Origin of the sequence: Algibacter ulvanivorans (assembly GCF_048381495.1) — a bacterium.
Classification (GTDB): Bacteria; Bacteroidota; Bacteroidia; order Flavobacteriales; family Flavobacteriaceae; genus Algibacter_B; species Algibacter_B ulvanivorans.
Genome location: NZ_JBLWGD010000002.1, coordinates 609,982 through 635,288 on the forward strand (window position 1 = coordinate 609,982; position 25,307 = coordinate 635,288).

The window sequence follows — 25,307 nt, forward strand, 5'->3', positions numbered from 1 at the left end:
AGTGCTATATATTTAGTTTAATAAGATGCTGTTTCTTCTTTTCCTAAAATAATATCTCTTTTTGCTTCAAACAAACCTTCTTTTTTGTTTAGTTTTAAAATTCTGCTTGGGTTAGTATCTTCAACCTTAGCTCTACACTTTCCTGTTAATTGAGGATCATCGTCAAACAAAAATGTTTCAATTTTATATTCTGGTTTATTAGGCTCTTTTACTATAGGTAAAATTTGTTTTAACTCATTACCATAAATGTATTGTCCAGGAATAAAGGTGTAAAAGGTATACTTACCATCTGCATCTGTTTTTATCCAACCTCTATGATGAACGTATCGTTTTTTATTTTGTCTTCTTAATTCAAAATTTCCATTTTCATCTGTTTGATGGATAAATAACATGACATTTTTTGCCGGTGTAATCCCATCACTTTCATAAATAGTTCCGGTAATTTTTAATTTTTGAGATTGTGAAACAAAATCAGGAATTGTATCGACATTATTAAGCTTTTTTTCAGAATAGTCGTAAATAGGACTTCTCTTTTTATAATCTTTCGAATTATTACTTGTTTCTTGTGCCTGAAGTATATTTAGGTTTATAAATAAACAAATAAAACTTAATAGGGTAATTGTTTTTTTCATTTGTGGTAAATTTTAATTACCTCAAAACTAATTAACTACATATATTTTACATAAAAAATCGATTGAATTGTAATATTATACGATGAATAGATGAAATACATCTGCATTTACCAATACTAACTATTATTTTAAAATGCCATTAATAGCATTTATCCAATCTTCAATATTAGTTTCATTTGTGTGTAAAGCAATACTGCCATTTCCGTATGGCGCATAAATTTTTGGATTGGTTACCGAAAAGAATCCAACACATGGTGTTAACGAGGCACTTGCTAAGTGCATAACCCCATTGTCTGCTGCAATAAAAATACTTGTATTATGTATTATGGCTCCCATTTCTCTTAAGTCTTTACTATAAAAGTGTGGTGCTTTAAAATTTATTTTCGAAATGTTTTCTATTGGTAGCATTTCAATAATATTATAGTCTGAGTATTCTTGCTTTAATCGATTATAAAATGTTTCCCACCAAGTTTCAGAATAACATTTATTGCCAGTTGCATTGGTGTATATACAAATTGTGTTTTTAGTATTTTTTATAATTTTATTTAATGTTTTTTTTCCATTTTCAATTTCTTTATTACTTAATTTAATATCTAAAACTGGCATCGTATTGTGTTTAATAGATATATCTAATTTAGATAAGTAATGTCTTAAATTATAAATGGGATATTTAGAAATATGTTCGTGGTCTGAATAGTTTTTTTGAATAACCTCATTAACATCTCCAAATACTTTAACCTTTGCCTTAGCCATTTGGGTTAATAAACGCCCTGATGAAGAATTTTTATCTCCATTTATAACCAAATCGTAAGTTTTTTGCTTAATAGATAACCAACTCTTAGCGTATTGAAATAGATTATTAAAGGGTTTTTTGGGCAGTTTTATAATTTTATTTATTTGGCTATAATTTTCAAAAACAGGATGAGCCACACCTCCTTTTACAAATAGATCGATTTCGCAATCTTTAAATGTATTTATAACTTCTTGTACAAGAGGTGTAAGCAGTAATTGATTACCAAGTCTATGATTTGGTCTTATAATTAAAATACGCTTAATATCTGTAATTTTAATTTCTCCTTTAGTAGGCTCTAAATACGCATTACCTATATTTTTGGTAATACTTCGCATTACTTTCCTTCTGTAATGATTAATTCTTTTTTTTAATGACATTAAAATTAATTTTTCAAAAAATAATTGCGGCAAAATTACAAATTATAATTTCAAGGTTTATTGAAGGTATATCTATTTTTTACCCTTATATAGAGCATTTAAAACTAAACCTGCGATTATTAATGCAATTCCTAAAAGACTATATATTGTATATACTTCACTAAATAGTATAACACCCAATAATAAGGTGAAAATAACTTCTAGATACTTTAATGGCGCCACTTGATTTGTTGCTGCAATCTGGAATGCCTTAGTCATATAAACTTGACCAAAATATCCAAACAAACCTAAACCAATTAACATTGGCCATTGTAAACGATCTGGATTAACCCAATTATTTATAGATAATAGCCCACCTAAAATGGTAGATATTACCATAAAATAGTTAACTACAACAACGGGATGGTCGTCTTTTCCTATTTTACTAATTACAATATAAACCAAACCACTAAAAAGAGCTGAAATGAAAATTAGCAAGAGTCCATAACTATTTAAATGAGTATCAAACCCTTTTAAAATTAAAACACCAATAAAAGCCATTGCAAAAAATAGCCATTGATATACTTTTATTTTTTCTTTTAAAAAGAAAATTGCCAATACAGCTGCAAAAATTGGTGCCATATAACGTAATGAAACTGCTGTGCCTATAGGTAAATATTTAGTAGACATAAAAAACAATGTCATGGAGGTTACCCCTACTAAGCCTCTTAAAACTAATAGTTTTTTTTGGTTTCCTAATACGGGAATTTTGTTTTTTAATAAAAATCCAAATGTAAAAAAAAGTGTGCTTACAGATCTAAAAAATACAATTTGAAATGCACCTATATTAGTTAGTTGTTTAACTATAGCATTCATACATGCAAAAGCAAGGGTGCTTATTAGCATGAATTTTATAGCTTGTTTAGCGTCCAATACTTCTTATTTTAAATTGGCGCTTGGTATTAATAAAATACACGCCTGTTAATAAAATAGCTGCTGCTATAATAGATTGTAGTGTTATCTCTTCCTCTAGGATCCACCAACCTAAAACCAAAGCTATTATTGGGTTAACATAGGTTGACGTTGCTACCTTTTCTGGAGAAACCGCTTTTAATAGATAATTAAATGCTGTAAAAGCAACAATACTACCAAAAATTATTAACCCCAACATAGACCATTGCACATTGGTTTGCCAGGCATTTGGTAATAACCAAGATTCGTTTAAAAATAAACTAACAGTGCCTAGCATAATACCTCCTGTTAGCATTTGGTAACCAGTATTTACAAAATGATTTGTTGGCAAATCTGCTTTACCTACAAAAATACTAGCATAAGACCAACACAGCATACAAGCAAATATTAATATCATCCCTAAAACTTGTCCTTCTTTTGTTATTATTTCTTTTTGGCTTACTAATAAAAATATACCTATAAAACCTAAAATAACACCAATGTAAGACATGGTTTTAATTTTTTTACCTTGTAAAATTCGCATCATTATAAGTACAACAAGTGGTTGCGATGATATTTCTAACGCAGCAAAACCGCTATCTATATATTTTAAAGCAACAACAGCTAACCCATTACCTAAAGTTAAAAACAATAGGCCTGCAATACATATATTTTTAAATTGTTTTCGGGTAATTTTTAGACTAATACCTAAAGATTTTGCTATTATAAAAATAATTACACTAGCTACAAGAAACCTAATTGATGCTAAAAAAAAGGGATCTAATTGAGAAACTGCTATTTTGTTAAGCAAATATGTTGCTCCCCATATAACATAAACAGCAAAAAAGGCTAAAATAATAAGAACCGTTTTACGTGTTACACTCATATTTAGCCTTTTAAATATTTTTATATTCTAGATATTATTCTAGAAAAATTATTAAATTTTCTTAACCTTTACAGCATTCATACCTTTTAACCCACGCTCTAACTCGTAAGTTACTTTGTCGTTTTCTTGAATATCTTCAAGTAAACCGCTTACATGAACAAAATATTTTTCTTGGTTTGCATTGTCTATAATAAAACCAAAACCTTTAGAATGATCAAAAAAAGAAACTTTCCCTTCATTATTTGTTGGCTCTTCCTCTACTCTATCTTCTTTTTTGGGTATTCCTAATTCAATACTTTCTGCTTCAACCTTTTCTCGCATTGCAGGATCTGGTGGTGTATCGGTTAAATTTCCATTAAAATCTACATATGCAAACTGAATACCTTGAGGGTTTTCTTTAGCTTCTGCTCTTCTAGCCTCTTTTCTTTTTTGTTTCTCTTCTCTCTTCTTTAAGCGTTTTTTTTCTTTTTCAATTTTGTTAAATGTTACTTGCGATTTTGCCATAGTTTAAATATTCCTATCTGGGTTTTATATATTAATATACGGTAAAGATACACCTAATTTTCATGATGTTATAATAATCATTCCTATTAATAGTCTTTTTACAAATTAATGGGTTTAAAACACAATTATATAGGTAATACTAAGTATTGTTTTATTAAAAACACTTAATCTTCTGGCGGATAGCCATGAATTTTTTCAAATACTTCGTCAAAATTTGTGCGTAAATATGAATTTAATTTTTTTCTATAATCGCCCTTTAACCAATCGACAAAATTATACGTACTCTTACTAATGCATTTGGTGTAACGTTGAATTCTAAAATCTATATCATCGCCCAATTGTTTTGCTAAGGCTAATGCATCATAAACATCTTCGCTATTTTCAATACAAATTTTAGCATGTTGTTCTATAGAACGTTCTAAAACAACTTTTGACGATTCTCCTGCCCTTATAGAATCTACATAGGTTTTTTGAATATCGAAATACACATCTTCAGATTTTGCAAACTCTGCTCGTAAAGCATCGGGCATTTCGTATCTAAAATTACTTTCTAACTCATCATCAGTTAAAATAGAATCTAAATAATAGGTTGGCGATTTAAATATTCGCTGCCAATCTAAATCATCTCCCCATGGCCCGAATCTATGGAAATTATTACCTAAATCTATAACCGAAAAAGTTTTTTTATTATTCAGTATTCGCGAACCACGACCAATCATTTGGTAGTATAATGTTAACGATTTTGTGGCTCTATTTAAAATAATACTTTCTACTGTAGGCTCATCAAAACCAGTTGTTAAAATACTAACTGAAGTTAAAATGGCATCGGGTGTTTTTTTGAACCATTTTAATATCATGGCACGCTCTTTTTTTGTATTGGTATTATCTAAATGCGCTATTGGATAACCTGCACGTTTAAAGGTGTCGTAAACATGTAAAGATGTGGTTATACCGTTATTAAAAATTAATGTTTTTTTGCCTTTAGAGCGTTCTTCATAAGCTTGTAAAAGTTTAGATAACATATCGTTATCTGTATACAAATCTTCTGATGACTTTACTGTGTAATCGCCATTTGCACCAACTACTAAAGAGGTTAATCCTACATTGTAGGTAAACATTTCAGCACGAGCTAAAAAACCATTTTCTATAAGAGATTCTATGCTTTCTCCAACAATTAACTCGTCGTAATTATCGGTCATTGGTAATTCTATGCTCGAACTTAAAGGTGTTGCTGTAACCCCTAAAATAAACGATTTACTAAAAAACTTAAAAAGTTTTGTAAAAGAATTGTAATGTGCCTCGTCAATAATAACCAAACCAATATCAGAAATATCAAGCTTATCATCATTTAGCCTATTATTAAGAGTTTCTACCATGGCAACAAAACAACTATAGTCGGCTTGATCACTTAAATCTGCCTTACTATCTACAACTTTGTTATACACACCAAACTCTGTTAGCATGTTTGAGGTTTGCTTACACAACTCTATACGGTGAGTCATTACCAAAACCTTTTTTTTATGAATTTTTAAATATTGTCTTACTATTTCAGAAAAAATAACTGTTTTACCACCACCTGTTGGTAATTGATATAGTAAGTGATAATCTTCTGGAGATTCTTCAAATGCTGTAAAAATTTTATCTATCGCTCCTTTTTGATAACTGTATAAATTTTTACCTTCTGCTCTTTCTTCTAATTCTAACTCTGCTTTTGTGCTCGACATACTTTAAATTTTACAACGTGCAAAAATAACATGTTTAAAGGGTTTATCAAGCATGATTAACGTGAAATTATTAAAGTAATATTAACAGTTAAATTAAATTTAATATTTCCTGTTGATATAAATATTTATTTTCACGAAATTATTATTAAAATGAAACATACATTTGTAATTTAAAATTATTACTATTATGAGAATTAATGACAAATCTGAAGTAAAACCATATTTAGCCAACCAAGCTAGGTATGATTCTATGACATACAATCGCTCTGGGAATAGCGGTGTACTTCTACCTGCAATATCTATAGGTTTGTGGCATAATTTTGGGTTTGTTGATTCTATACAAAATGGCAGAGATATTTTAAGAACTGCCTTTGATTTAGGAATAACTCATTTTGATTTAGCTAATAATTATGGTCCGCCATACGGATCGGCCGAAGAAAATTTTGGAACCATTTTAAAGAAAGATTTTAAATCTTATAGAGACGAGTTATTTATTGCTACAAAAGCAGGGTATGATATGTGGCCAGGGCCTTATGGGAATTTTGGCTCTAGAAAATATTTAATCTCTAGTTTAGACCAAAGTTTAAAACGCATGGGGCTTGATTATGTTGATATTTTTTATCACCACAGACCAGATCCAGATACGCCTTTAGAAGAAACTATGGGTGCATTGGCCGATATTGTTCGACAAGGTAAAGCGTTATACGTTGGTATTTCTAATTATGATTATAACGACACCCAAAAAGCGGCTGAGCTTTTAAAAGCTTTGAAGGTTCCTTTTATTTTACATCAAGCAAGATATTCTCTGCTAGATCGTTGGGTTGAAGATAAACTTTTAAATACTTTAAAGAATAATGGTGTTGGGTGTATTGCTTTTTCGCCTTTAGCTCAAGGCATGCTTACAGATAAGTATATTAACGGTATACCAGGTGGCTCTCGCGCATCAAAAAAATTAACCTATTTAAATAAAGAAGTAGTAACTGAAAATTTAGAAAAAATTAAAAAACTAAATGATGTTGCTAAGGCACGAGGACAAAAACTATCGCAAATGGCTATTGCATGGATTTTAAGACAACCTCAAGTGGCATCGGTTTTAATTGGTGCGAGCTCGCCAAATCAATTAAAAGAAAATGTAAAAGCTTTGGATTTCTTAGAGTTTTCCGATGAAGAATTAAGATTAATTAATTCAATTATCAACTAATTTATAAAAAGGTATAAAGTTTATTCTTTTACTATAATTAAGGTAACTCTAACACCTGCAGCCAACGCCCATACTTTACTAGAAATAACTTTTATGTTATCATCTACAATTTTGTACGCTGCTGTATTTGGACCATAATCGCCAGTATTAATAGCAAAAAAATCAATTTTATTAATACCTTCTACCAAATTTAGCTTAAACCCTGTGTAACCTTGAGTTAAATAAATGTCAGATTTAATAATTTCATCATTTACATATACACGAAGTAAATCGCCATCTACTTCAGAGTAATCTCTTAATAAAATATTTATATACTTTGAAGTTGTTCTATAATCTCCCCAAAAAGCATCTTTCTTTAATCCAGAGTTTAAACCATGGCCTTCTGGTAAAAGTTCCTTTTGTTTTTTAATTAGTTTTTTTGAATATAATTCGCCAGGATCACCAAACTCTTCTGCAGGAAGCATTGAAAATTTTTTTTGAGGTTCATCAAGTTTAGGAGCTACTTTTGGACTATTTATCTCAAATGTATTAGTGTTTTTATTTGATTTTGACGGCGTAATTGCCTTTGAAGCTGTTTCGCTTTCAATAGCTGGTATAGCAATAGATTTCTTTTTACTATTATCTATTTGGGCTTGCATTGCAAGTGAAACATTTATTAAAAAAAGAAATAAAACTAAAGGTTTCATTTGTTTCGTGTTTTTTAATTAAGATTTTTAATTAGTCAAATATATTTCATTCTTAGAAATACTACTATTTTATTCAAATTATTTAGTAATTGATTAGCAATAACCGTTCCTAAAACTCATATATCTGTTTATTTTATACTTTTTAAGGCTTAAAATAGTTAAAAAATGTTAATTTATTACTTTGTTATGCATAGTACTGTAACAAAATTGAATTACTGTCGTCTATCTAGTATAATCAAAAAACAAAAAATAATTAATCATCAATTAAAATCAAAATTATGAGAACTTTAAACAACAATGAAATTACAGGAACTTTAAACGGAACTAAAAGTAATACTTGGAATAGTAAAAGACGTTACAGATAATTACTTAACTTATAACATAAGAAACTTTCATCAATCACTTTCATCAATCAAAAATTAAAAATCATGAGAACTCTAAACAACAATCAAATTACAGGAACTTTAAACGGAACTAAAAGTAATACTTGGAATAGTAAAAGACGTTATAAATAATAGAATCTTTTTGCCAAATTATTCATCAATCAATCAATCAATCAATCAATCAATCAAAATGAAATCAATCATCAAAATATCAAGACATATAAATAATGTTACTCGGCAAAACTTGTTAAGCAACAAACGTATTATAGCTTTTCAAGTTGGACATCCGGAACTTTGGAAAGGAACAAAACGATATGCTCATTAATTAAACAGCCTTGTATTTATTTGCAAGGCTGTTTTTTTTACATATCATCAAGATATATAATTTGTATTTTTAATTAAAACGCCTAAAGTTACTATATGCTTTAATACCGGCTAAGCAAACTGTAATTTACGAATTAGCATTTATAGATTTCTAAACATAGCTAATGTTTACTATTTTTTTTACTTCTTTATGATTTAATTAAGTTTAGTGTAAAAAAATAGTATGGATTATAAAAATACATTCTATCAAGTTTTAAAAAGCTAAAAGTGTTTTTAACTCTTTTTCAAATCTATTTTTTGCAAGGTATTGCTGTTCTAATTGTTTAGCAAATGGTATTGGAGTATTTAAACTGGCTACCCGTTTTACTGGCGCATCTAAATATTTAAAACAATGCTCCATAATTCCTGCTGCGATATCGCTTGCAATTCCTCCAAAAAGCGAATCTTCTTGCAAAATTATAGCTTTTCCTGTTTTCTTTACAGAATTATATATGGTTTCAACATCCAAAGGTTGCAATGTTCTTAAATCAATAACATCAGCAGAAATTTCTGGGTTCTCTGTTAAAGTGCCTAACGCCCAATGTATTGCCGCTCCATAAGAAATAATTGTTACATCTTTTCCTTGTTTTAATACAGAAGCTTTTCCTAAAGGAAGTGCATAATAATTATTTGGAACGTTTTGACGAATACTTCTGTAGAGTTCTTTATGCTCGTAAAACAACACAGGATTAGGGTCGTTAATAGCTGTATTTAGCAAACCTTTAGCATCAAACGGAAATGCTGGATAAACTACTTTTAGTCCAGGTGTTTTTGTAAACCATGCTTCGTTTGTTTGCGAATGAAAAGGCCCAGCAGCAACGCCTCCGCCACAAGGCATCCTTATTACAACATTGGCGTTTTGATTCCATCTATAAAACGATTTGGCTAAATAGTTAACAATAGGATTAAACCCCGAACTTACAAAATCTGCAAATTGCATTTCAACTATACTTTTTATTCCTGCTATAGACAACCCCATGGCTGTTTCTACTATTGCAGATTCGCAAATAGGTGTATTTCGTATTCTATCTTTTCCAAATAGCTCTACAAAACCATCAGTAATTTTAAACGCTCCACCATATTCAGCAATATCTTGCCCCATAATAATTAAATCGGTGTGGCGCTCCATACTTTGCTTTAAACTTTCTGATATAGCATCAATAAAACGAATTTCCTTACTGTCATCATCACACTTATAATCCTGAAAATCAAATTTTTGAAAAACATCATTTAACTCTGTAGTTTCATTAGGCGTAATATCTTCTTCGGCAAAAGCAATTTCTATATGTTCGTTAATTTCATGAACAATAGTTTCCTTAATCTTAACTTCATCTACATCATTTAAAATATTATTCTCTTTTAAAAAGGCTTGATAGTTTGTTATAGGGTCTTTTGCTGCCCAAGCATCCAAAAGTTCTTGCGGTACATATTTAGTTCCACTAGCCTCTTCGTGGCCGCGCATTCTAAAGGTTTTAAACTCTACTAAAATAGGTCTTGGCTTTTTGCGTATATCTGCAATAAGAGCGCTTACTTTTGTATAAACCTCTACAATATTATTGCCATCAATTATGTGCGATTCTATACCATAGCCTAAACCTCGATCTGCAATATCTTTACAGTTGTATTGCTCGTTTGTAGGAGTAGACAGTCCATAGCCATTATTTTCTACACAAAACAAAACTGGCAACTGCCAAACCGATGCCACATTTAAAGCTTCATGAAAATCGCCTTCGCTAGTACCACCTTCACCTGTAAAAACAGTAGTAACTTGTTTTTTGTTTTTTAATTTTGATGCTAGTGCAATACCGTCGGCCACACCTAATTGAGGGCCTAAATGCGAAATCATACCTACAATTTTATATTGCTGTGTGCCAAAATGAAACGATCTGTCTCTCCCCTTGGTAAACCCCGAAGCTTTCCCCTGCCATTGGCTAAAGAGTCTGTATAACGGTATTTTTCTAGTTGTAAAAACCCCCAAATTTCTGTGCATTGGTAAAATATATTCATGGTTTTCCATAGCCATGGTTACACCTACCGAAATAGCCTCTTGACCAATACCAGAAAACCATTTACTTATTTTACCTTGACGCAATAGAATAAGCATTTTTTCTTCAATTAATCTGGGTTTTAACATGTTTTTGTATAATGCTAAAAGCGTATTATTATTTAGCTGCCCAATAGAATAACTTATATTTGAAGAAGAATTTGTTACTTTCATAAAAAAACACATGTTTCATTATCAAATATACTATAAATAGTCCTTATTAATTAAAAAAAATGCACACAACCCAACGTTAATAACTTTGAATGTTTTTGTACATTTGTGTTACTTGCAATTAAAAATTATAAAATATGAATACTATACCTAGTGTTAATTTAAAAGACTTTCTTTCTAATGATGCTGAGCGTAAACAAAGCTTTGTAAACGCCATAGGAAAGGCTTATGAGGAAATTGGTTTTGTAGCGCTTAAAGGTCATTTTTTAGATGACTCTTTAGTTGATAGTTTGTATACCGAAATAAAAAACTTTTTTAGCTTACCAACAGAAACAAAGCAGAAATATGAAATTCCTGGAATTGGAGGGCAAAGAGGTTATGTATCTTTTGGTAAAGAAAGTGCAAAAGGTAAAAAAGAAGGCGATTTAAAAGAGTTTTGGCATTTCGGTCAATATGTTGAAGATAATGATGCTTTAAAAGCAGAATACCCTGCAAATGTTACTGTAAACGAACTTCCAGAATTTAATAATATAGGAAAGCAAACTTATAAAATGCTTGAGAAAACGGCTAAATATGTTTTAAGAGCTTTAGCATTACATTTAGGCTTAAATGAAACTTATTTTGATAATTATATTTACAACGGTAATTCTATTTTAAGACCCATTCATTACCCGCCAATTACCCAAGAACCTGACGAGGCTGTTAGAGCAGCTGCACATGGCGACATTAACTTAATAACGCTTTTAATGGGCGCACAAGGAAAAGGGTTACAAGTACAAAACCACAAGGGCGAATGGATTGATGCTATTGCCAAACCCGATGAGTTAATGATTAATGTTGGCGATATGCTATCAAGGCACACCAATAACAAACTAAAATCTACAATACATAGAGTTATAAACCCACCAAGAGAGCTTTGGGGAACATCGCGTTACTCAATTCCTTTTTTTATGCACCCAGTTAGCGAAATGAAATTGGATGTTTTAGAAGAATGTATAGATGAAAAAAATCCTAAACAGTTTGATGATATTACTGCGGGCGAATTTTTAAATGAACGTTTAATTGAATTAGGGTTAAAAAAATAGCTTTCTATTACAACCCTGAATGTAAACAACATGTAGTGTAACATGATGCTAATAATTAAACTAAATTCATGGATTTAAAAGATCAACTTAAAAACTTATTTCCAGACCATGTTGAAGAAAAAACAACTACTAAAACCAATAATAGTTCTGGAATTTGGATACAAGACGACCCAATACTTTGCAAATACGAAAAACGCAAAGGCAAACCAATAACAATTCTAGAAGGTTATACAGGAGCTACACAAGATTTTAAAATACTAGCTAAAGAAATTAAAACAAAACTAAGTGTAGGTGGTAGTTTTAAAGACGATAAAATAATCATACAAGGCGATTATCGCGATAAAATTATGCAAATGTTAAAAAACAAAGGGTTTAATGTAAAACGTGTTGGCGGATAATTTTATGGATAAACGTCCCCTTCATATTACAAATGGTGGTAGTCTTACCAAATATTTAAACGAATTAAAAATTGTTGGCGAAAAACTAACATGGCAAGAAATGCTTTGTGAAGGGCCAACAAAAGAAACTATTCATACCACAGAACATATTAAACTTAGAGATTCCTTTTTAAACGAATTTTATCAAGTTAATTTAGATTTAAATCAAGTAGATTACGCATTAAACGAGCAACTAGCTAATACTAACCGCTATTCAGAAATTATACTTTGGTTTGAATACGATTTGTTTTGCCATATTAATATGATTGCTGTAATAAGCCTACTACAACAAAAAAAAATAAAACACCCACTTTATTTAGTTTGTAGCGGTAGGGTTTCTGGCAGTAAAACTCTAAAAGGTTTGCCAGAATTAAATTCAGAGCAGCTTTTAAATCATTACAAAAACAAAATACTTTTAACAGAAAACGATATTGAAATAGCAACTACTGTTTGGGGTATTTACTGCGGAAAAGACCATAATTTATTAAAACCCTTTATCGTACAAAGCTCTTCTTTTAAATACTTAAGTAATTGCTTAAAAGCGCACCTAGAGCGTTTTCCAGACTCTATAAATGGTTTAAATATTTTAGAAAAAAACATTCTAGAAATTGTTAGAGATAACACCATTAAATCTAAGCATCATTTATTAGGGTATGCTTTAAACTACCAAGGGTATTACGGATATGGAGATATGCAATTAAATAGGTTAATTGATAAATTAAGTATTTTCATGACCGAAGAAAATAACACCTTAAAATTAAACCGAACAGGGCATGAAGCTCTAATTGGTCAATTAAACTTCTCCAACAAAATGGATAGTAATATGACTTTTGGAGGTGTAAATAAATACGATTTTTACTTTAGTAAAAAATTAAATAAACTTGTTAAAACAGTTACAAATGCAGATTAAAGAATCTGAACTTATTTTAAATCCAGATGGTAGCATTTACCACCTTAATTTAAAACCCGAACATATAGCCAATACTATTATTTTTGTAGGCGATCAAGACCGTGTTAGTAAAGTAACATCACACTTTGATTCCATTGAATTTGAAACCCAAAAACGCGAATTTAAAACGCAAACAGGGTTTTATAAAGGGAAGCGTATTTCTGTAATTTCAACAGGAATTGGCCCTGATAATATCGATATTGTTTTAAACGAATTAGATGCGCTTGTAAACATCGATTTTAAAACCAGACAAATAAAAAGTAAGCTAACAACACTTAATATAATAAGAATTGGTACTTCTGGATCATTACAAAAAAACATTCCTGTAAACTCCTTTTTAATAAGCAATTACGCACTTGACATTAACGGGATGCTTCAATCATACAAAACCGAAACTATTAGAAATATCGATATAGAAAATGCTTTTATAGAACAAACAAATTGGTATTCTGGAAAAGCTAACCCTATTGTTATTAATGCTAGCGAATATTTAGTAAAAACATTTGAAAGCTCTCAAACTTTTAAAGGGTTAACCGCTACAGCAGGTGGCTTTTATGGCCCACAAGGACGCGTGCTTCGCTTACCCATTCAAGATAGCAACTTAAATGCAAAAATGGATAACTTCAATTTTAACGGTATAAAAATAACAAACCTAGAAATGGAAACATCGGCCATCTATGGATTATCAAAATTATTAGGTCACCAAGCCATATCCTTAAATGCAATTATAGCCAACAGAGCTCTAGGAACTTTTAGTAAAAATTCAAACTTAGTTATAGAAAATTTAATTTCTTACGCGCTAAATAAAATTATAGAATAAACATTGATTTAATGAAGAAAGTAAATATTGGCGGTGTACCAGAACATTTTAACTTAGCATGGTATTTAACGTTAAAAAATGGAGAATATAAAGACAAAAACATTAACCTACGTTGGCACGATTATTATGGCGGTACGGGCGCAATGTGTAAAGCTTTACGTAATGGCGATATAGATATTGCAGTAATTTTAACCGAAGGTATTATAAAAGATATTATAGACGGTAACCCAAGCAAAATTGTACAAACATTTGTTGAAACACCATTAATTTGGGGTGTGCATGTTGCCCATAATTCTAATTATAAAAAAGTTGAAGAGCTAAAAGGCACAAAAGCAGCTATAAGCCGCTATGGTTCTGGATCGCACTTAATGGCATACATAAATGCAGAAAACCATAATTGGGACTTAGAAAGTGATCTAGATTTTGAAGTTATAAAAAACCTTGATGGTGCTGTAGATGGATTAACAAACGGCAAAGCCGATTACTTTTTATGGGAAAAATTTACAACAAAACCCATAGTCGACAATGGTGTTTTTAGACGCATAGATAACTGTCCTTCACCTTGGCCATGTTTTGTTATTGCTGTAAGAAATGAATTTATTGAAAATAACGAAAAGGACTTAAAAACCATTTTAAACATTATAAATAACACGACCATAGATTTTAAAAATATTCCAAGTATAGATAAATCTATAGCCAACCGTTACGAACAACAATTGGAAGATGTTAAAGAATGGCTAAGTCTTACTGAATGGTCTCAAGAATTAATTGACGAAAAAACAGTAATGAACGTGCAAAAAGAACTATTTGCTTTAAATATTATTCCAGAAATTGTCGATTATAAAAAATTAACACATAAATTATAATTACATTTCGATATCAATTTTGTTAATAATTTATAAAAACAAACAAATTTACTTAACATTATAGTTATTTTTAAAACTTAAAATAATAAACCATGAAAAACATACTTTATATAGCTTTAACTTTAGCTTTAGTTGGGTGCAAAAAAGAAATAAAACCTAATTATGCAATAATTTCTGGAAAAATAAGCAATAAACCCGTTGGAGAACTTACCATAAATAGTGAAGATCGTTCTTTTAAAGAAGCCCTAAAAGTGGCAGATGATGGCACATTTATAGATACGTTAAGTACCGATATAGAATCTTATGTGCTTTATGATGGTGCAAACCCTGTTTTTCTTAACATAGCGCCTGGTTTTAACCTAAATGTTACTTATGATGCTAAAGATTTTAGTAATACGTTATCTATTACTGGAGAAGGTGCAGAAATAAACAATTATTTAGCTGCAAAAAGAAAAAGCGAAATGGAATACTCTAAAAAGCGTCATGAAATTTTTGTTCTTAATGAAGCGCAGTATAAAGAAAGTATATTAAAACTTAAAAACACTCAAGAAGAATTATTAAAAAACACTAAAAACATTCCTAGCGATTTTGTTTCAAAAGAATTAAGAAATTTAAAATACGGATATTTAAGCAATTTAAACACCTACGAAAGAGGTTATAGATACTACACTAAAAACCAAAATTTTAAAGTTTCAGAAAAATTCCTAGAAGAATTATCAGATGTAGATTATAATAATACTGAAGATTTTAAATTTTCTAGTAACTATAAAGCCTTAGTAAATGATTATTATACAAGTAAAGCTAGAAAAACAAGCGAAGCAGACTCAACAGCCTTTGATTTAACTTTTCTAAAAACAGTAGGCGCTATAGAAAATGATATTATTAAAAACACATTGCTTTTTGATTTTGCAAACTTTAACTTAAACTATTCTGAAGATGTTGATGCTTTTTATAAACTTTATAACAACAATTCATCAAACGAAAAAAACAATAATATAATTTCAGAAAAGTATAATAAACTAACAGCTTTAAAACCAGGCAATCCATCGCCAAAGTTTGTTAATTACGAAAATTATGCTGGAGGAAAAACATCTTTAGACGATTTAAAAGGAAAATATGTTTATATTGATGTTTGGGCTACTTGGTGTGGACCTTGCATACAACAAATACCACATTTACAAGAAGTTGAAAAAAAGTATCATGATAAAAATATTGAATTTGTAAGTATTTCTATTGATAAGCCTAGCGATTATGAAAAATGGAAAGCAATGGTTAACGATAAACAACTTGGCGGAATTCAATTATATGCAGATAACAATTGGAACTCTGCTTTTGTAAAAGATTATCAAATAGAAGGTATTCCAAAATTTATTTTAATTGATACCGAAGGTAATATTGTAGACTCTAACGCTCCTAGACCTTCTAGCGAAAAATTAATTGAATTATTTAAAAAACACAATTTATAATCTTTTAAACATAAAAAAAAGCCGCTATTTAAGCGGCTTTTTTTTATACTTTAATTTTACTGTGTTTGTTCTTGTTGCTGTTGCGGTGGTTCTGGTTGTTTAAATAAATCTAAATAAGCCTCGCCCAAATAATCAATAACATGGCTTGCAATTAAACTTTGGTAACCAAAATCTTCAACGGCAATATCGGCCGATTTTCCGTGTAAATAAACCCCAAAAATTGTAGCAACCAATGGGTTATACCCTTGAGATATAAGTCCTGTAATAACGCCTGTTAAAACATCGCCACTACCCGCTGTAGATAATCCAGGATTGCCCGTTGTATTAACATAAAGCTTATCATTAAAAACGGTAATACTATTTGCACCTTTTACTACAATAATAATCTTATACTTTTTAGAAAATGCCTTTATCTTATTAAGTTTATCAAAATCGTCATTCCAACTACCAATTAAACGCTCTAATTCTTTAGGGTGTGGTGTTAAAACTGTAGCCTCTGGTAATAATTTTAGTAATGCCTTCTTTTTAGATAATATATTTATACCATCGGCATCAATAACTAATGGTAATGTGTTTGCTTTTAAAAAAGTTTCAAAAGCAGTTATTGTTTTTTCATCGGTTCCTACTCCAACTCCAAACCCAATAACTGTTGGTTTAATATTAAATGTAATATTTGTAATTATTTCTTCTTCTGTATCTGTAATAACCATAGCTTCAGGAAAAGCCGACTGCAATATATTATAACCGCATTTTGGTATATAAGCCGATACTAAACCAGCACCTGCCGATAGTGTTGCTCGACTTGCTAAAGTAACGGCTCCTATTTTGCCATAGCTACCGCCTATAATTAAAGCATGTCCAAATTGCCCTTTATGAGAAAACTTTTCTCTAGGCATATAATTTGGTAATACCTCGTGTTTACCAATTAATTCAACTTCGGTTTGCGTGGTATATAAAAATTCTTGATCTAGACCAATATCTAAAACTTCCCATTGCACAGTATATTTAGCAGTTTCGGGTAAAAAGAACACTAACTTTGGTGAAGCAAAACTTAATGTAAAACCAGCCCAAACTACAGCATCATCATCTTCAACAGCTTTATCAGGAAAAAGCCCAGAAGGAATATCTATAGCCAATGTAAAAGCTTTACTTGCCCTAAAGTGCATAAATAATTTTTTAACCCACGCATCTACAGGACGATTTAAACCTATACCGAAAACAGCATCAACTATAATGTCTTCAGGTTTAATTTCAGGAAAATCTTCAGCACAATTTAAAAGTACTGGCCAATTTTTTGTTACATTTTTTATACGATCGTAATTAATTAAAAAATCTTTAGAGCGTTTATCGCTACAATTAATAATAAATGTGTTTACATTGTAACCATGAGTTATTAAATGCCTGGCTAATACAAGGCCATCACCTCCATTATTACCAATACCACAAAACACATGAATAGGTACTTGAGCACCTTGCATGCGGGCATGCATCCAATTAAAAATTTGCGTACCAGCACGTTCCATTAAATCTGTAGATGATATGTTTTGTCTTTCTGCTGTTAATTTATCGCCTTTATAAATCTGTTCTTTAGAAAATACTTTCATGTTATATTATAGATTTTTCATTTCTCATTACAATTTGTCGTTTTTTTTAAACGAAATGTTATTGCTAATAAGAATATAGTAAAAAAGTTATTTTAGTTTTTTTATAAGGCTAAATGTAATACTTTTGAAGAGTATTATATAACTATAATGAATCATTTCAACCAAAATATACTTCAATTAGTTTCTTTTCTTACAAAAGAAACAACTTCTATTTTTGGTACAACTACAAATATTACAACCCTTTGGGGTTGCTAGATATATATATTCCGCAGACTATTTTTGTAATTTTAAAAAATTACAACATTTCAAACATTATTTTTAATTATACAAGTATTAAAACATGAAGGTTTTAAAATTCGGAGGCACTTCGGTAGGCTCTTCAAAAAACATAAATAAAGTTATTAACATATTAGAAAACTATGGCAAAACAGACAGCTTAACCTGTGTAGTTTCTGCTATTGGTGGCATTACAGACAAATTACTTTTAGCTGGCAAACAAGCTCAAAATAAAGACCAAGCTTTTCTAGATACTTTTAAAAGTATAAAAGAAAAACATTTTAGCGTTATTAATGAATTGAATCCTGAAAATGCCAAAACCATTTTAACTTTTGTTGAAAGTCAATTACATAGTTTAAAAAGTTTATTAGATGGTATTTATTTAATTAATGAATTATCGCCTAAAACATCGGACAAGTTAGTAAGCTATGGCGAATTATTATCCTCTTTTATTATAGCAGAAACAATGAAAAACAGAGGCATATCTGCCGATGTTAAAAACTCTCAAGAGCTCGTAATTACTAACTCAAACTTTACTAAGGCCGAAGTTAATTATAGTATTACTAACAAAAATATTCGCGATTATTTTAAATCTGCCAAACACAATATAACCATACTTCCTGGTTTTATTTCAAAATCTAAAATAGGTGAAATTACAACCTTAGGTCGTGGTGGTTCAGATTTTACAGCAGCCATTGTGGCGGCAGCTTTAAATGTAAAGCAATTAGAAATTTGGACCGATGTAAGTGGCATGTATACAACCAACCCAAAATTAGTAAAACAAGCCTACCCTATTAAGAAAATTTCGTATCAAGAAGCTATGGAATTATCACATTTTGGTGCAAAAGTGTTATATCCTCCAACAGTACAACCTGTATTAAGTTTAAATATACCAATTCATATAAAAAACACTTTAGAACCAGAGGCTGTTGGTACAGTTATTTCTAATGAAGATGCTAAAACTACATCGCCCGTAAAAGGAATAAGTAACATTAGTAATATTGCATTATTAACTTTAGAAGGAACAGGAATGGTTGGAATTCCTGGTTTTTCAAAACGTTTGTTTGAAACCTTATCGCAAGAAAAAATAAATGTGATAATGATAACTCAAGCATCATCAGAACATTCTATTTGCTTAGGCATTGAAGATAAAGAAGCGAACAATGCAAAATTAGCCATTGATGCCGCTTTTGAAAACGAAATTGCCTTAGGCAAAATAGAACCTTTAAATGTAGAAACTGGTCTTTCTATTATTGCATTAGTTGGCGATAATATGAAAAACCATCAAGGTATAAGCGGTAAAATGTTTAGTAGTTTAGGACGAAACAATATTAATATTAGAGCTATAGCACAAGGGGCTTCAGAAAAAAATATTACCGCAGTTATTGATGAAAAAGACGTAAAAAAGGCTTTAAACACATTGCATGAGCAATTTTTCGAGTCTAAAACAAAACAACTTAATGTATTTATAACTGGGGTTGGTAATGTAGGCGAACGTTTGGTTGAACAAATAAAACAACAAAAAAAGTTTTTAAAAGAAAACCTTAAAATTAACCTTAGAGTTGTTGGATTATCTAATTCTAGAACTATGGTTTTTAACGATTCTGGAATTAACTTAAAAGACTGGAAAACACAGTTAGAACAAGGAGAAAAAGCTTCATTACAAGGTTTTTTCGAAAATGCAAAATCGTTAAACCTACGCAATAGCATTTTTGTAGATGTTACTGCAAATGCATCTGTTGCTAACTTATACGCTCAATATTTAAGAGAAAGTATTGGTATTGTAGCCTGCAATAAAATAGCATGTTCAAGCGCGTTTTCTAATTATAAAGAATTAAAGAGACTATCTTTAAAATACAATGCTCCGTTTTTATTTGAAACTAATGTTGGTGCTGGTTTACCTGTAATAGATACTTTAAACAACCTAATTGCTTCGGGTGATAAAGTAAACTCTATCCAAGCTGTGTTATCGGGTAGTTTAAATTTTGTTTTTAATAACTTTAATGATTCTACAAAATTTCATGATGTTGTAAAACAAGCTGGTGCAGAAGGCTATACAGAACCAGACCCACGAATTGATTTAAGCGGTGTAGATGTAGCTCGAAAAATTTTAATTTTAGCCAGAGAAAGTGGCGTAGAAATGAATTTAGAAGATATAGAAAATACTTCATTCTTATCGGCTGCTGGTTTAAAAAGTGATACTGTAAATGATTTTTATCAAACTTTAATTAATGATGAAGCCCATTATCAAAGTTTATACGCTTCGGCAAAAGCAAACAATTGCCAATTAAAATATGTTGCTAAATTCGATAACGGAAAAGCAAGCGTAAGCCTACAAGAAATTCCAGAAGGACATCCTTTTTATAATCTTGAAGGAAGCGATAATATTGTAATGTTTTATACAGAACGCTACCCAAAACAACCAATGATTATTAAGGGAGCTGGTGCTGGAGCAGATGTAACAGCGTCTGGTTTATTTGCAGATATTATTAGACTTGGTAATGATTAAATTTTATTGTTTTAAAGAAAATTAAAAAGATAATTTTAATGAACGAAATAAAAATATTTTCACCAGCAACTGTAGCTAATGTATCTTGTGGTTTCGATGTTTTAGGCTTTTGCTTAGATAGTATAGGTGATGAAATGGTTATTAGAAAAACCAATAAAAAAGGCATTCATATTACTAAAATTAAAAACTTTGATTTACCATACGAAACCGAATTAAATGTTGCTGGTGTTTCGGCATTAGCTATGTACGAAGCTATTAATGTCGATTTCGGATTTGAAATTGAAATTTACAAAAACATAAAACCAGGAAGTGGTATTGGTAGTAGCGCAGCCAGTGCAGTAGGAAGTGTTTTTGGCATGAACGAGCTATTAGGAAAACCTTTTAATAAAACACAGCTAACAGAATTTGCTATAAAAGGTGAAGCCTTAGCTAGTAAATGTGAACATGCAGATAACCTTGCTCCTGCCCTATTTGGTGGTTTTACTTTAGTAAAAAGCGTAACACCTTTACAAGTTTTAGAAATACCATCACCCAATAATTTGTACGCCACAATTATTCATCCGCAAATAGAAATTAAAACATCAGAATCTAGAGCCATTCTACCTAAAAAAGTAGCATTAAACGCAGCAATAGAACAATGGGCAAATCTAGGAAGTTTAGTACATGCATTACATACTAGTAATTATAATTTAATTAGTAATTCGCTAAACGATGTAATTGTAGAACCATACAGAAGCCAGTTAATTCCTCACTTTAATACAATTAAAACAACCGCAATTAATGCTGGTGCCTTAGGAGCAGGAATTTCAGGCTCTGGGCCTTCTATTTTTGCATTAAGTAAAGGCTTAGAGACAGCAAATAAAGTTAAGGACGCTATGCAAAATGTGTACTCAAAAACAGACATTGCATTCGAAATACATGTTACAAAAATAAACACGCAAGGTGTTATAATTATTTAAAAAATGAATTATTATTCACTAAACCATAAAGCTCCAAATACAACATTTAAAAATGCCGTTATAAAAGGTCTTGCTCCAGATAAAGGCTTGTACTTTCCCGAAAGCATTACGCCTTTACCTAAGGCATTCTGGGATAATTTTGATAATTTATCGTATACCGAAATTGCTTTTCAAGCTATTAAACAATTTGTATCTCCAGATATTCCAGAAAAAGTTTTAAAAACAATAGTTGAAGAAACACTTTCATTCGATTTTCCTGTGGTTGAGTTAAATAAAAACATTTCAACTTTAGAGCTATTTCATGGACCAACCATGGCATTTAAAGATGTAGGTGCTCGCTTTATGGCACGATGCCTAGGCTATTTTAATAAAAACAACGCAAACGAAGTTACAGTTCTTGTTGCTACTTCTGGCGATACTGGAGGTGCCGTAGCTAACGGATTTCTAGATGTTAAAGGTGTAAATGTTGTTATTTTATATCCTAGCGAAAAAGTTAGCGATATTCAAGAAAAACAATTAACCACTTTAGGTAAAAACATAAAAGCTTTAGAGGTTAATGGCACATTTGATGATTGCCAAGCCATGGTAAAAACAGCTTTTTTAGACGAGAGTTTAACTAGCAAAATGCAACTAACATCTGCAAATTCTATTAATGTAGCGCGTTGGTTACCACAATTATTCTACTTTATGTTTGCATACAAACAATTGCATAAAAAATATAGTAATATTGTGTTTTCTGTGCCAAGCGGAAATTTTGGAAATATCTGCGCAGGAATAATGGCGCAGCAATTGGGCTTACCTATTAAACATTTTGTAGCTTCAAATAATGCTAATAACGTTGTAACTCGTTACTTAGCATCGCAATTATATCAACCAAAACCATCTGTACAAACTATAAGTAACGCAATGGATGTTGGTGCACCAAGTAATTTTATAAGGATACAAGAAATTTACAAAAACAAATTTGATACTTTAAAAGAAAATATTTCCTCTTATAGTTTTACCGATAGTAAAACTAAAGAAGCCATGTTAGAAATTTATAATAATTATAATTATGTAGCAGATCCGCATGGCGCAGTTGGTTATTTAGGTTGTAAAGCCTATCTAAAAAATAACCCAAAGGCACATACTGTGTTTTTAGAAACCGCACACCCAACCAAGTTTTTAGATGTTGTTGAAGAAGTTATAAAAAAAGAACAACCTTTACCAAAGCAAATACAATCTGTAATGGGGAAAGAAAAAGTATCTGTTACAATTACAGATTATAATGATTTAAAAGCTTTTTTGTTAAAATAAATTAACGAATGAATTTTAAATTTTTCCTTTTTATATTCTGCTTAGTATTTTCCTTGACATTAAAAGGGCAAAACAATGCTGCTTCTAAACTTAAATTTAATGCAGATTTTAGGTTTAGAGCCGAACAGGATTGGAACTCACAAAAACCCGATGGTAGTTTTAGAGACAATCGTTCTCGCTTACGCTACAGAGTAAGAGCAGGATTTAATTATAATTATAATTCATGGGCTTCATTTGGAGCTAGAATAAGAACAGGAAACCCCATAAAACAACAAGATCCGCAATTAACCTTAGGAGACGAGTTTAACATTTTGCCTATTGGGTTTGAAAAAATTTATTTTAATGCAGAACAAGACAACTATAAGTTTTGGATAGGAAAAAACACCTTTCCCTTCGAAAAATTAAACGAACTATTTTGGAGTGATAATGTTTACCCAGAAGGTGTTTTTATTAAAAAGAAATCTAAAAATACATCCAGCTTTTTTAGTAAACTAAATATTAGTGCAGGACATTTCATATTAAAAACAAATGGAACCAGTTTTAATAAAGACAGTTATTTTCAAGGCATACAAATATCTACTTTAACCCATAACAAAAGCATAAAACTCTTTACATCATTTTACAACTTTAAAAACATACCTAATATTCCAGATGGAAACGAAACTTTTACATTTAACTATGCTATTGTAAATATAGGTTCGCAAATTAAACTTTCTAAAAAAACTAATCTAACTTTAGAAACCGATTATTATGCCAATTTAAAAGACTACTCCAACAACAATTTTATAGAAGATAAATTTAAAAATGAAAAAAATGGAATAGTTACCGCCCTAAGCATAGGTCATTTAAAACAAAAAAAAGACTGGAAACTTAAAGCAACCTTTAGCTATATGGAACGTTATGCGGCAGTCGATTTTTTAGCACAAAACGATTGGGCAAGATGGGATTATTCTAATTACAACTCTCCAGACGGACGATTAACAAATTTTAAAGGCATAGAATTAGTAGCAAATTATCTATTAGAAAAAAACATTAAACTAACTTTAAAATATTATAAAGTAAAACAAATCCTGCCTTTTGGTGTTTCTAATGAAACCGGAGATAGATTACGTCTAGATCTTGATATTAAAATATAAAATAATTTATCATTTTATATTTTCCTCAATACAGAAGCAAAGCTATTTACTTAAATTTTGTATACATTTGTTTTTCAAAAAAAGTAACACATAATCCTTAATTTAATAAGGAATAAAAAATATTTTCAATGAAAAACACAGCATTAACAGAAACTCACAAATCGCTTGGCGCAAAAATTGTTCCTTTTGCAGGTTATAACATGCCCGTACAATACGAAGGTGTAAACATAGAACACGAAACCGTACGCAATGCCGTAGGTGTTTTTGATGTATCGCACATGGGAGAGTTTTTAATTGAAGGTGAACATGCGCTAGATTTAATACAAAAAGTATCTAGCAATGATGCCTCGAAGCTTACCATTGGTAAAGCGCAATATAGCTGCTTACCTAATGATGAAGGCGGTATAGTTGATGATTTAATAATATACAAAATAAAAGAAAACACCTACTTATTAGTTGTTAATGCTAGTAATATTGAAAAAGATTGGAACTGGATAAGCTCTAAAAACAACCTTGGAGCCACCATGCGCGATTTAAGCGAAGATTATTCGTTACTAGCCATACAAGGCCCCAAAGCTATTGAAGCTATGCAAAGTTTAACTAGTCATGATTTATCGGCTATTAAGTTTTATAATTTTGAAGTTGGTAATTTTGCTGGTATAGAAAATGTAATTATTTCGGCAACTGGTTATACCGGAAGCGGTGGTTTCGAAATTTATTGTAAAAACAACGAAGTAAAACAAATTTGGGATAAAGTTTTACAAGCTGGAGCAGATTTTGGTATTAAGCCCATAGGTCTTGCAGCACGCGATACTTTACGTTTAGAAATGGGATATTGCCTTTATGGAAATGATATTGATGATACCACATCGCCTATTGAAGCTGGTTTGGGTTGGATAACAAAATTCACAAAAGAGTTTACAAATTCTGAAGCTTTAAAAGCTGAAAAAGAACATGGACCAGAACGTAAGCTTATAGCTTTTGAGCTTAACGAGCGTGGTATACCCAGACATGGTTACGATATTGTTGATGGAAATGGTAAAAAAATAGGAGTTGTTACTTCTGGCACTATGAGTCCGTCATTAAGCAAAGGCATTGGTTTAGGATATGTACCAACTATTTTTGCTAATATTAATAGTAAAATTAATATACAAATACGTAAAAATGCTGTGCCAGCAACCGTAGTTAAACTACCTTTTTATAAATAAAA

General features: G+C 30.6%; 22 protein-coding genes. 13 read left to right on the forward strand and 9 right to left on the reverse strand.

What is annotated here, in order from left to right; genetic code table 11:
- Positions 1-17 precede the first annotated feature (17 nt).
- The 6 genes from ACNG5D_RS08170 to ACNG5D_RS08195 form a co-directional block, all read right to left on the reverse strand.
- Positions 18-632, reverse strand: a complete 615-nt coding sequence (locus ACNG5D_RS08170; RefSeq protein ID WP_418183010.1) for a hypothetical protein — start codon at positions 630-632, stop codon at positions 18-20.
- A 123-nt stretch (positions 633-755) separates the two neighbouring features.
- Positions 756-1,802 carry a glycosyltransferase family 9 protein gene (locus ACNG5D_RS08175; protein WP_418183011.1) on the reverse strand — a complete coding sequence of 349 codons (1,047 nt, stop codon included), beginning with the start codon at positions 1,800-1,802 and terminating at the stop codon, positions 756-758.
- Positions 1,803-1,874: 72 nt separating this feature from the next.
- On the reverse strand, positions 1,875-2,687 hold the full coding sequence (locus tag ACNG5D_RS08180; protein WP_418183071.1) for a DMT family transporter: 813 nt from the start codon (positions 2,685-2,687) through the stop codon (positions 1,875-1,877).
- 16 nt (positions 2,688-2,703) lie between these two features.
- Positions 2,704-3,618, reverse strand: coding sequence for an EamA family transporter (locus tag ACNG5D_RS08185; protein WP_418183012.1), 915 nt, complete (start codon positions 3,616-3,618; stop codon positions 2,704-2,706).
- Positions 3,619-3,669: 51 nt separating this feature from the next.
- Positions 3,670-4,122, reverse strand: a complete 453-nt coding sequence (locus tag ACNG5D_RS08190; protein ID WP_418183013.1) for a cold-shock protein — start codon at positions 4,120-4,122, stop codon at positions 3,670-3,672.
- Positions 4,123-4,286: 164 nt separating this feature from the next.
- Positions 4,287-5,846, reverse strand: coding sequence for a DEAD/DEAH box helicase (locus ACNG5D_RS08195; RefSeq protein ID WP_418183014.1), 1,560 nt, complete (start codon positions 5,844-5,846; stop codon positions 4,287-4,289).
- A gap of 187 nt (positions 5,847-6,033) precedes the next feature.
- Here ACNG5D_RS08195 and mgrA point away from each other — a divergent pair, with 187 nt between their 5' ends.
- Positions 6,034-7,047, forward strand: a complete 1,014-nt coding sequence (mgrA, locus tag ACNG5D_RS08200) for an L-glyceraldehyde 3-phosphate reductase (RefSeq protein WP_418183015.1) — start codon at positions 6,034-6,036, stop codon at positions 7,045-7,047.
- Positions 7,048-7,067: 20 nt separating this feature from the next.
- On the opposite strand, the gene ACNG5D_RS08205 is transcribed toward mgrA, so the two are convergent.
- Positions 7,068-7,733 carry a hypothetical protein gene (locus tag ACNG5D_RS08205; protein WP_418183016.1) on the reverse strand — a complete coding sequence of 222 codons (666 nt, stop codon included), beginning with the start codon at positions 7,731-7,733 and terminating at the stop codon, positions 7,068-7,070.
- Positions 7,734-8,306: 573 nt separating this feature from the next.
- Between ACNG5D_RS08205 and ACNG5D_RS08210 the strand changes: the two genes are divergently transcribed.
- Positions 8,307-8,441 (forward strand): hypothetical protein, encoded by a 135-nt coding sequence (locus tag ACNG5D_RS08210; RefSeq protein WP_418183017.1) that lies wholly within the window; start codon positions 8,307-8,309, stop codon positions 8,439-8,441.
- 252 nt (positions 8,442-8,693) lie between these two features.
- Here the strand turns inward: ACNG5D_RS08210 and ACNG5D_RS08215 are convergent, their stop codons facing one another.
- Positions 8,694-10,697 carry an alpha-ketoacid dehydrogenase subunit alpha/beta gene (locus tag ACNG5D_RS08215; RefSeq protein ID WP_418183018.1) on the reverse strand — a complete coding sequence of 668 codons (2,004 nt, stop codon included), beginning with the start codon at positions 10,695-10,697 and terminating at the stop codon, positions 8,694-8,696.
- Positions 10,698-10,831: 134 nt separating this feature from the next.
- On the opposite strand from ACNG5D_RS08215, the gene ACNG5D_RS08220 reads away from it, so the two are divergent.
- The 6 genes from ACNG5D_RS08220 to ACNG5D_RS08245 all read left to right on the forward strand — a co-directional run bounded on the left by ACNG5D_RS08220 (position 10,832) and on the right by ACNG5D_RS08245 (position 16,317).
- Positions 10,832-11,779 carry an isopenicillin N synthase family dioxygenase gene (locus tag ACNG5D_RS08220; RefSeq protein ID WP_418183019.1) on the forward strand — a complete coding sequence of 316 codons (948 nt, stop codon included), beginning with the start codon at positions 10,832-10,834 and terminating at the stop codon, positions 11,777-11,779.
- Between the two features lie 68 nt (positions 11,780-11,847).
- Positions 11,848-12,177, forward strand: a complete 330-nt coding sequence (locus ACNG5D_RS08225) for a translation initiation factor (RefSeq protein WP_418183020.1) — start codon at positions 11,848-11,850, stop codon at positions 12,175-12,177.
- 4 nt (positions 12,178-12,181) lie between these two features.
- On the forward strand, positions 12,182-13,126 hold the full coding sequence (locus ACNG5D_RS08230; RefSeq protein ID WP_418183021.1) for a DUF1835 domain-containing protein: 945 nt from the start codon (positions 12,182-12,184) through the stop codon (positions 13,124-13,126).
- Entirely contained in the window at positions 13,116-13,985 is an 870-nt protein-coding gene (locus ACNG5D_RS08235; protein ID WP_418183022.1) for a nucleoside phosphorylase, read from the forward strand. Before ACNG5D_RS08230 ends, ACNG5D_RS08235 begins: the two co-directional genes overlap by 11 nt.
- Before the next feature lie 11 nt (positions 13,986-13,996).
- Positions 13,997-14,851, forward strand: coding sequence for a substrate-binding domain-containing protein (locus ACNG5D_RS08240; RefSeq protein ID WP_418183023.1), 855 nt, complete (start codon positions 13,997-13,999; stop codon positions 14,849-14,851).
- 92 nt (positions 14,852-14,943) lie between these two features.
- On the forward strand, positions 14,944-16,317 hold the full coding sequence (locus ACNG5D_RS08245) for a TlpA family protein disulfide reductase (RefSeq protein WP_418183024.1): 1,374 nt from the start codon (positions 14,944-14,946) through the stop codon (positions 16,315-16,317).
- Positions 16,318-16,373: 56 nt separating this feature from the next.
- Here ACNG5D_RS08245 and ACNG5D_RS08250 read toward each other — a convergent pair whose 3' ends face one another.
- The gene (locus ACNG5D_RS08250) at positions 16,374-17,921 is read right to left on the reverse strand and encodes an NAD(P)H-hydrate dehydratase (RefSeq protein WP_418183025.1); all 1,548 of its coding nucleotides are present in this window, start codon (positions 17,919-17,921) and stop codon (positions 16,374-16,376) included.
- 340 nt (positions 17,922-18,261) lie between these two features.
- On the opposite strand from ACNG5D_RS08250, the gene thrA reads away from it, so the two are divergent.
- From thrA to gcvT, 5 genes are all read left to right on the forward strand, one after another.
- Positions 18,262-20,706, forward strand: a complete 2,445-nt coding sequence (thrA, locus tag ACNG5D_RS08255; protein WP_418183026.1) for a bifunctional aspartate kinase/homoserine dehydrogenase I — start codon at positions 18,262-18,264, stop codon at positions 20,704-20,706.
- Positions 20,707-20,744: 38 nt separating this feature from the next.
- Positions 20,745-21,665 (forward strand): homoserine kinase, encoded by a 921-nt coding sequence (locus ACNG5D_RS08260; protein WP_418183027.1) that lies wholly within the window; start codon positions 20,745-20,747, stop codon positions 21,663-21,665.
- A 3-nt stretch (positions 21,666-21,668) separates the two neighbouring features.
- Complete coding sequence (gene thrC, locus ACNG5D_RS08265; protein ID WP_418183028.1) at positions 21,669-22,961, forward strand: threonine synthase; 1,293 nt, start codon at positions 21,669-21,671, stop codon at positions 22,959-22,961.
- An 8-nt stretch (positions 22,962-22,969) separates the two neighbouring features.
- Complete coding sequence (locus ACNG5D_RS08270; RefSeq protein WP_418183029.1) at positions 22,970-24,097, forward strand: putative porin; 1,128 nt, start codon at positions 22,970-22,972, stop codon at positions 24,095-24,097.
- A 128-nt stretch (positions 24,098-24,225) separates the two neighbouring features.
- Positions 24,226-25,305, forward strand: a complete 1,080-nt coding sequence (gene gcvT / locus ACNG5D_RS08275; protein WP_418183030.1) for a glycine cleavage system aminomethyltransferase GcvT — start codon at positions 24,226-24,228, stop codon at positions 25,303-25,305.
- Positions 25,306-25,307 lie beyond the last annotated feature (2 nt).

Bases quoted from the DNA above. Each gene is read 5' to 3' on its own strand.
- ACNG5D_RS08170 (WP_418183010.1), bottom strand. From the start codon at position 632: ATGAAAAAAACAATTACCCTATTAAGTTTTATTTGTTTATTTATAAAC.
- ACNG5D_RS08175 (WP_418183011.1), bottom strand. From the start codon at position 1,802: ATGTCATTAAAAAAAAGAATTAATCATTACAGAAGGAAAGTAATGCGA.
- ACNG5D_RS08180 (WP_418183071.1), bottom strand. From the start codon at position 2,687: ATGCTAATAAGCACCCTTGCTTTTGCATGTATGAATGCTATAGTTAAA.
- ACNG5D_RS08185 (WP_418183012.1), bottom strand. From the start codon at position 3,618: ATGAGTGTAACACGTAAAACGGTTCTTATTATTTTAGCCTTTTTTGCT.
- ACNG5D_RS08190 (WP_418183013.1), bottom strand. From the start codon at position 4,122: ATGGCAAAATCGCAAGTAACATTTAACAAAATTGAAAAAGAAAAAAAA.
- ACNG5D_RS08195 (WP_418183014.1), bottom strand. From the start codon at position 5,846: ATGTCGAGCACAAAAGCAGAGTTAGAATTAGAAGAAAGAGCAGAAGGT.
- mgrA (WP_418183015.1), top strand. From the start codon at position 6,034: ATGAGAATTAATGACAAATCTGAAGTAAAACCATATTTAGCCAACCAA.
- ACNG5D_RS08205 (WP_418183016.1), bottom strand. From the start codon at position 7,733: ATGAAACCTTTAGTTTTATTTCTTTTTTTAATAAATGTTTCACTTGCA.
- ACNG5D_RS08210 (WP_418183017.1), top strand. From the start codon at position 8,307: ATGAAATCAATCATCAAAATATCAAGACATATAAATAATGTTACTCGG.
- ACNG5D_RS08215 (WP_418183018.1), bottom strand. From the start codon at position 10,697: ATGAAAGTAACAAATTCTTCTTCAAATATAAGTTATTCTATTGGGCAG.
- ACNG5D_RS08220 (WP_418183019.1), top strand. From the start codon at position 10,832: ATGAATACTATACCTAGTGTTAATTTAAAAGACTTTCTTTCTAATGAT.
- ACNG5D_RS08225 (WP_418183020.1), top strand. From the start codon at position 11,848: ATGGATTTAAAAGATCAACTTAAAAACTTATTTCCAGACCATGTTGAA.
- ACNG5D_RS08230 (WP_418183021.1), top strand. From the start codon at position 12,182: ATGGATAAACGTCCCCTTCATATTACAAATGGTGGTAGTCTTACCAAA.
- ACNG5D_RS08235 (WP_418183022.1), top strand. From the start codon at position 13,116: ATGCAGATTAAAGAATCTGAACTTATTTTAAATCCAGATGGTAGCATT.
- ACNG5D_RS08240 (WP_418183023.1), top strand. From the start codon at position 13,997: ATGAAGAAAGTAAATATTGGCGGTGTACCAGAACATTTTAACTTAGCA.
- ACNG5D_RS08245 (WP_418183024.1), top strand. From the start codon at position 14,944: ATGAAAAACATACTTTATATAGCTTTAACTTTAGCTTTAGTTGGGTGC.
- ACNG5D_RS08250 (WP_418183025.1), bottom strand. From the start codon at position 17,921: ATGAAAGTATTTTCTAAAGAACAGATTTATAAAGGCGATAAATTAACA.
- thrA (WP_418183026.1), top strand. From the start codon at position 18,262: ATGAAGGTTTTAAAATTCGGAGGCACTTCGGTAGGCTCTTCAAAAAAC.
- ACNG5D_RS08260 (WP_418183027.1), top strand. From the start codon at position 20,745: ATGAACGAAATAAAAATATTTTCACCAGCAACTGTAGCTAATGTATCT.
- thrC (WP_418183028.1), top strand. From the start codon at position 21,669: ATGAATTATTATTCACTAAACCATAAAGCTCCAAATACAACATTTAAA.
- ACNG5D_RS08270 (WP_418183029.1), top strand. From the start codon at position 22,970: ATGAATTTTAAATTTTTCCTTTTTATATTCTGCTTAGTATTTTCCTTG.
- gcvT (WP_418183030.1), top strand. From the start codon at position 24,226: ATGAAAAACACAGCATTAACAGAAACTCACAAATCGCTTGGCGCAAAA.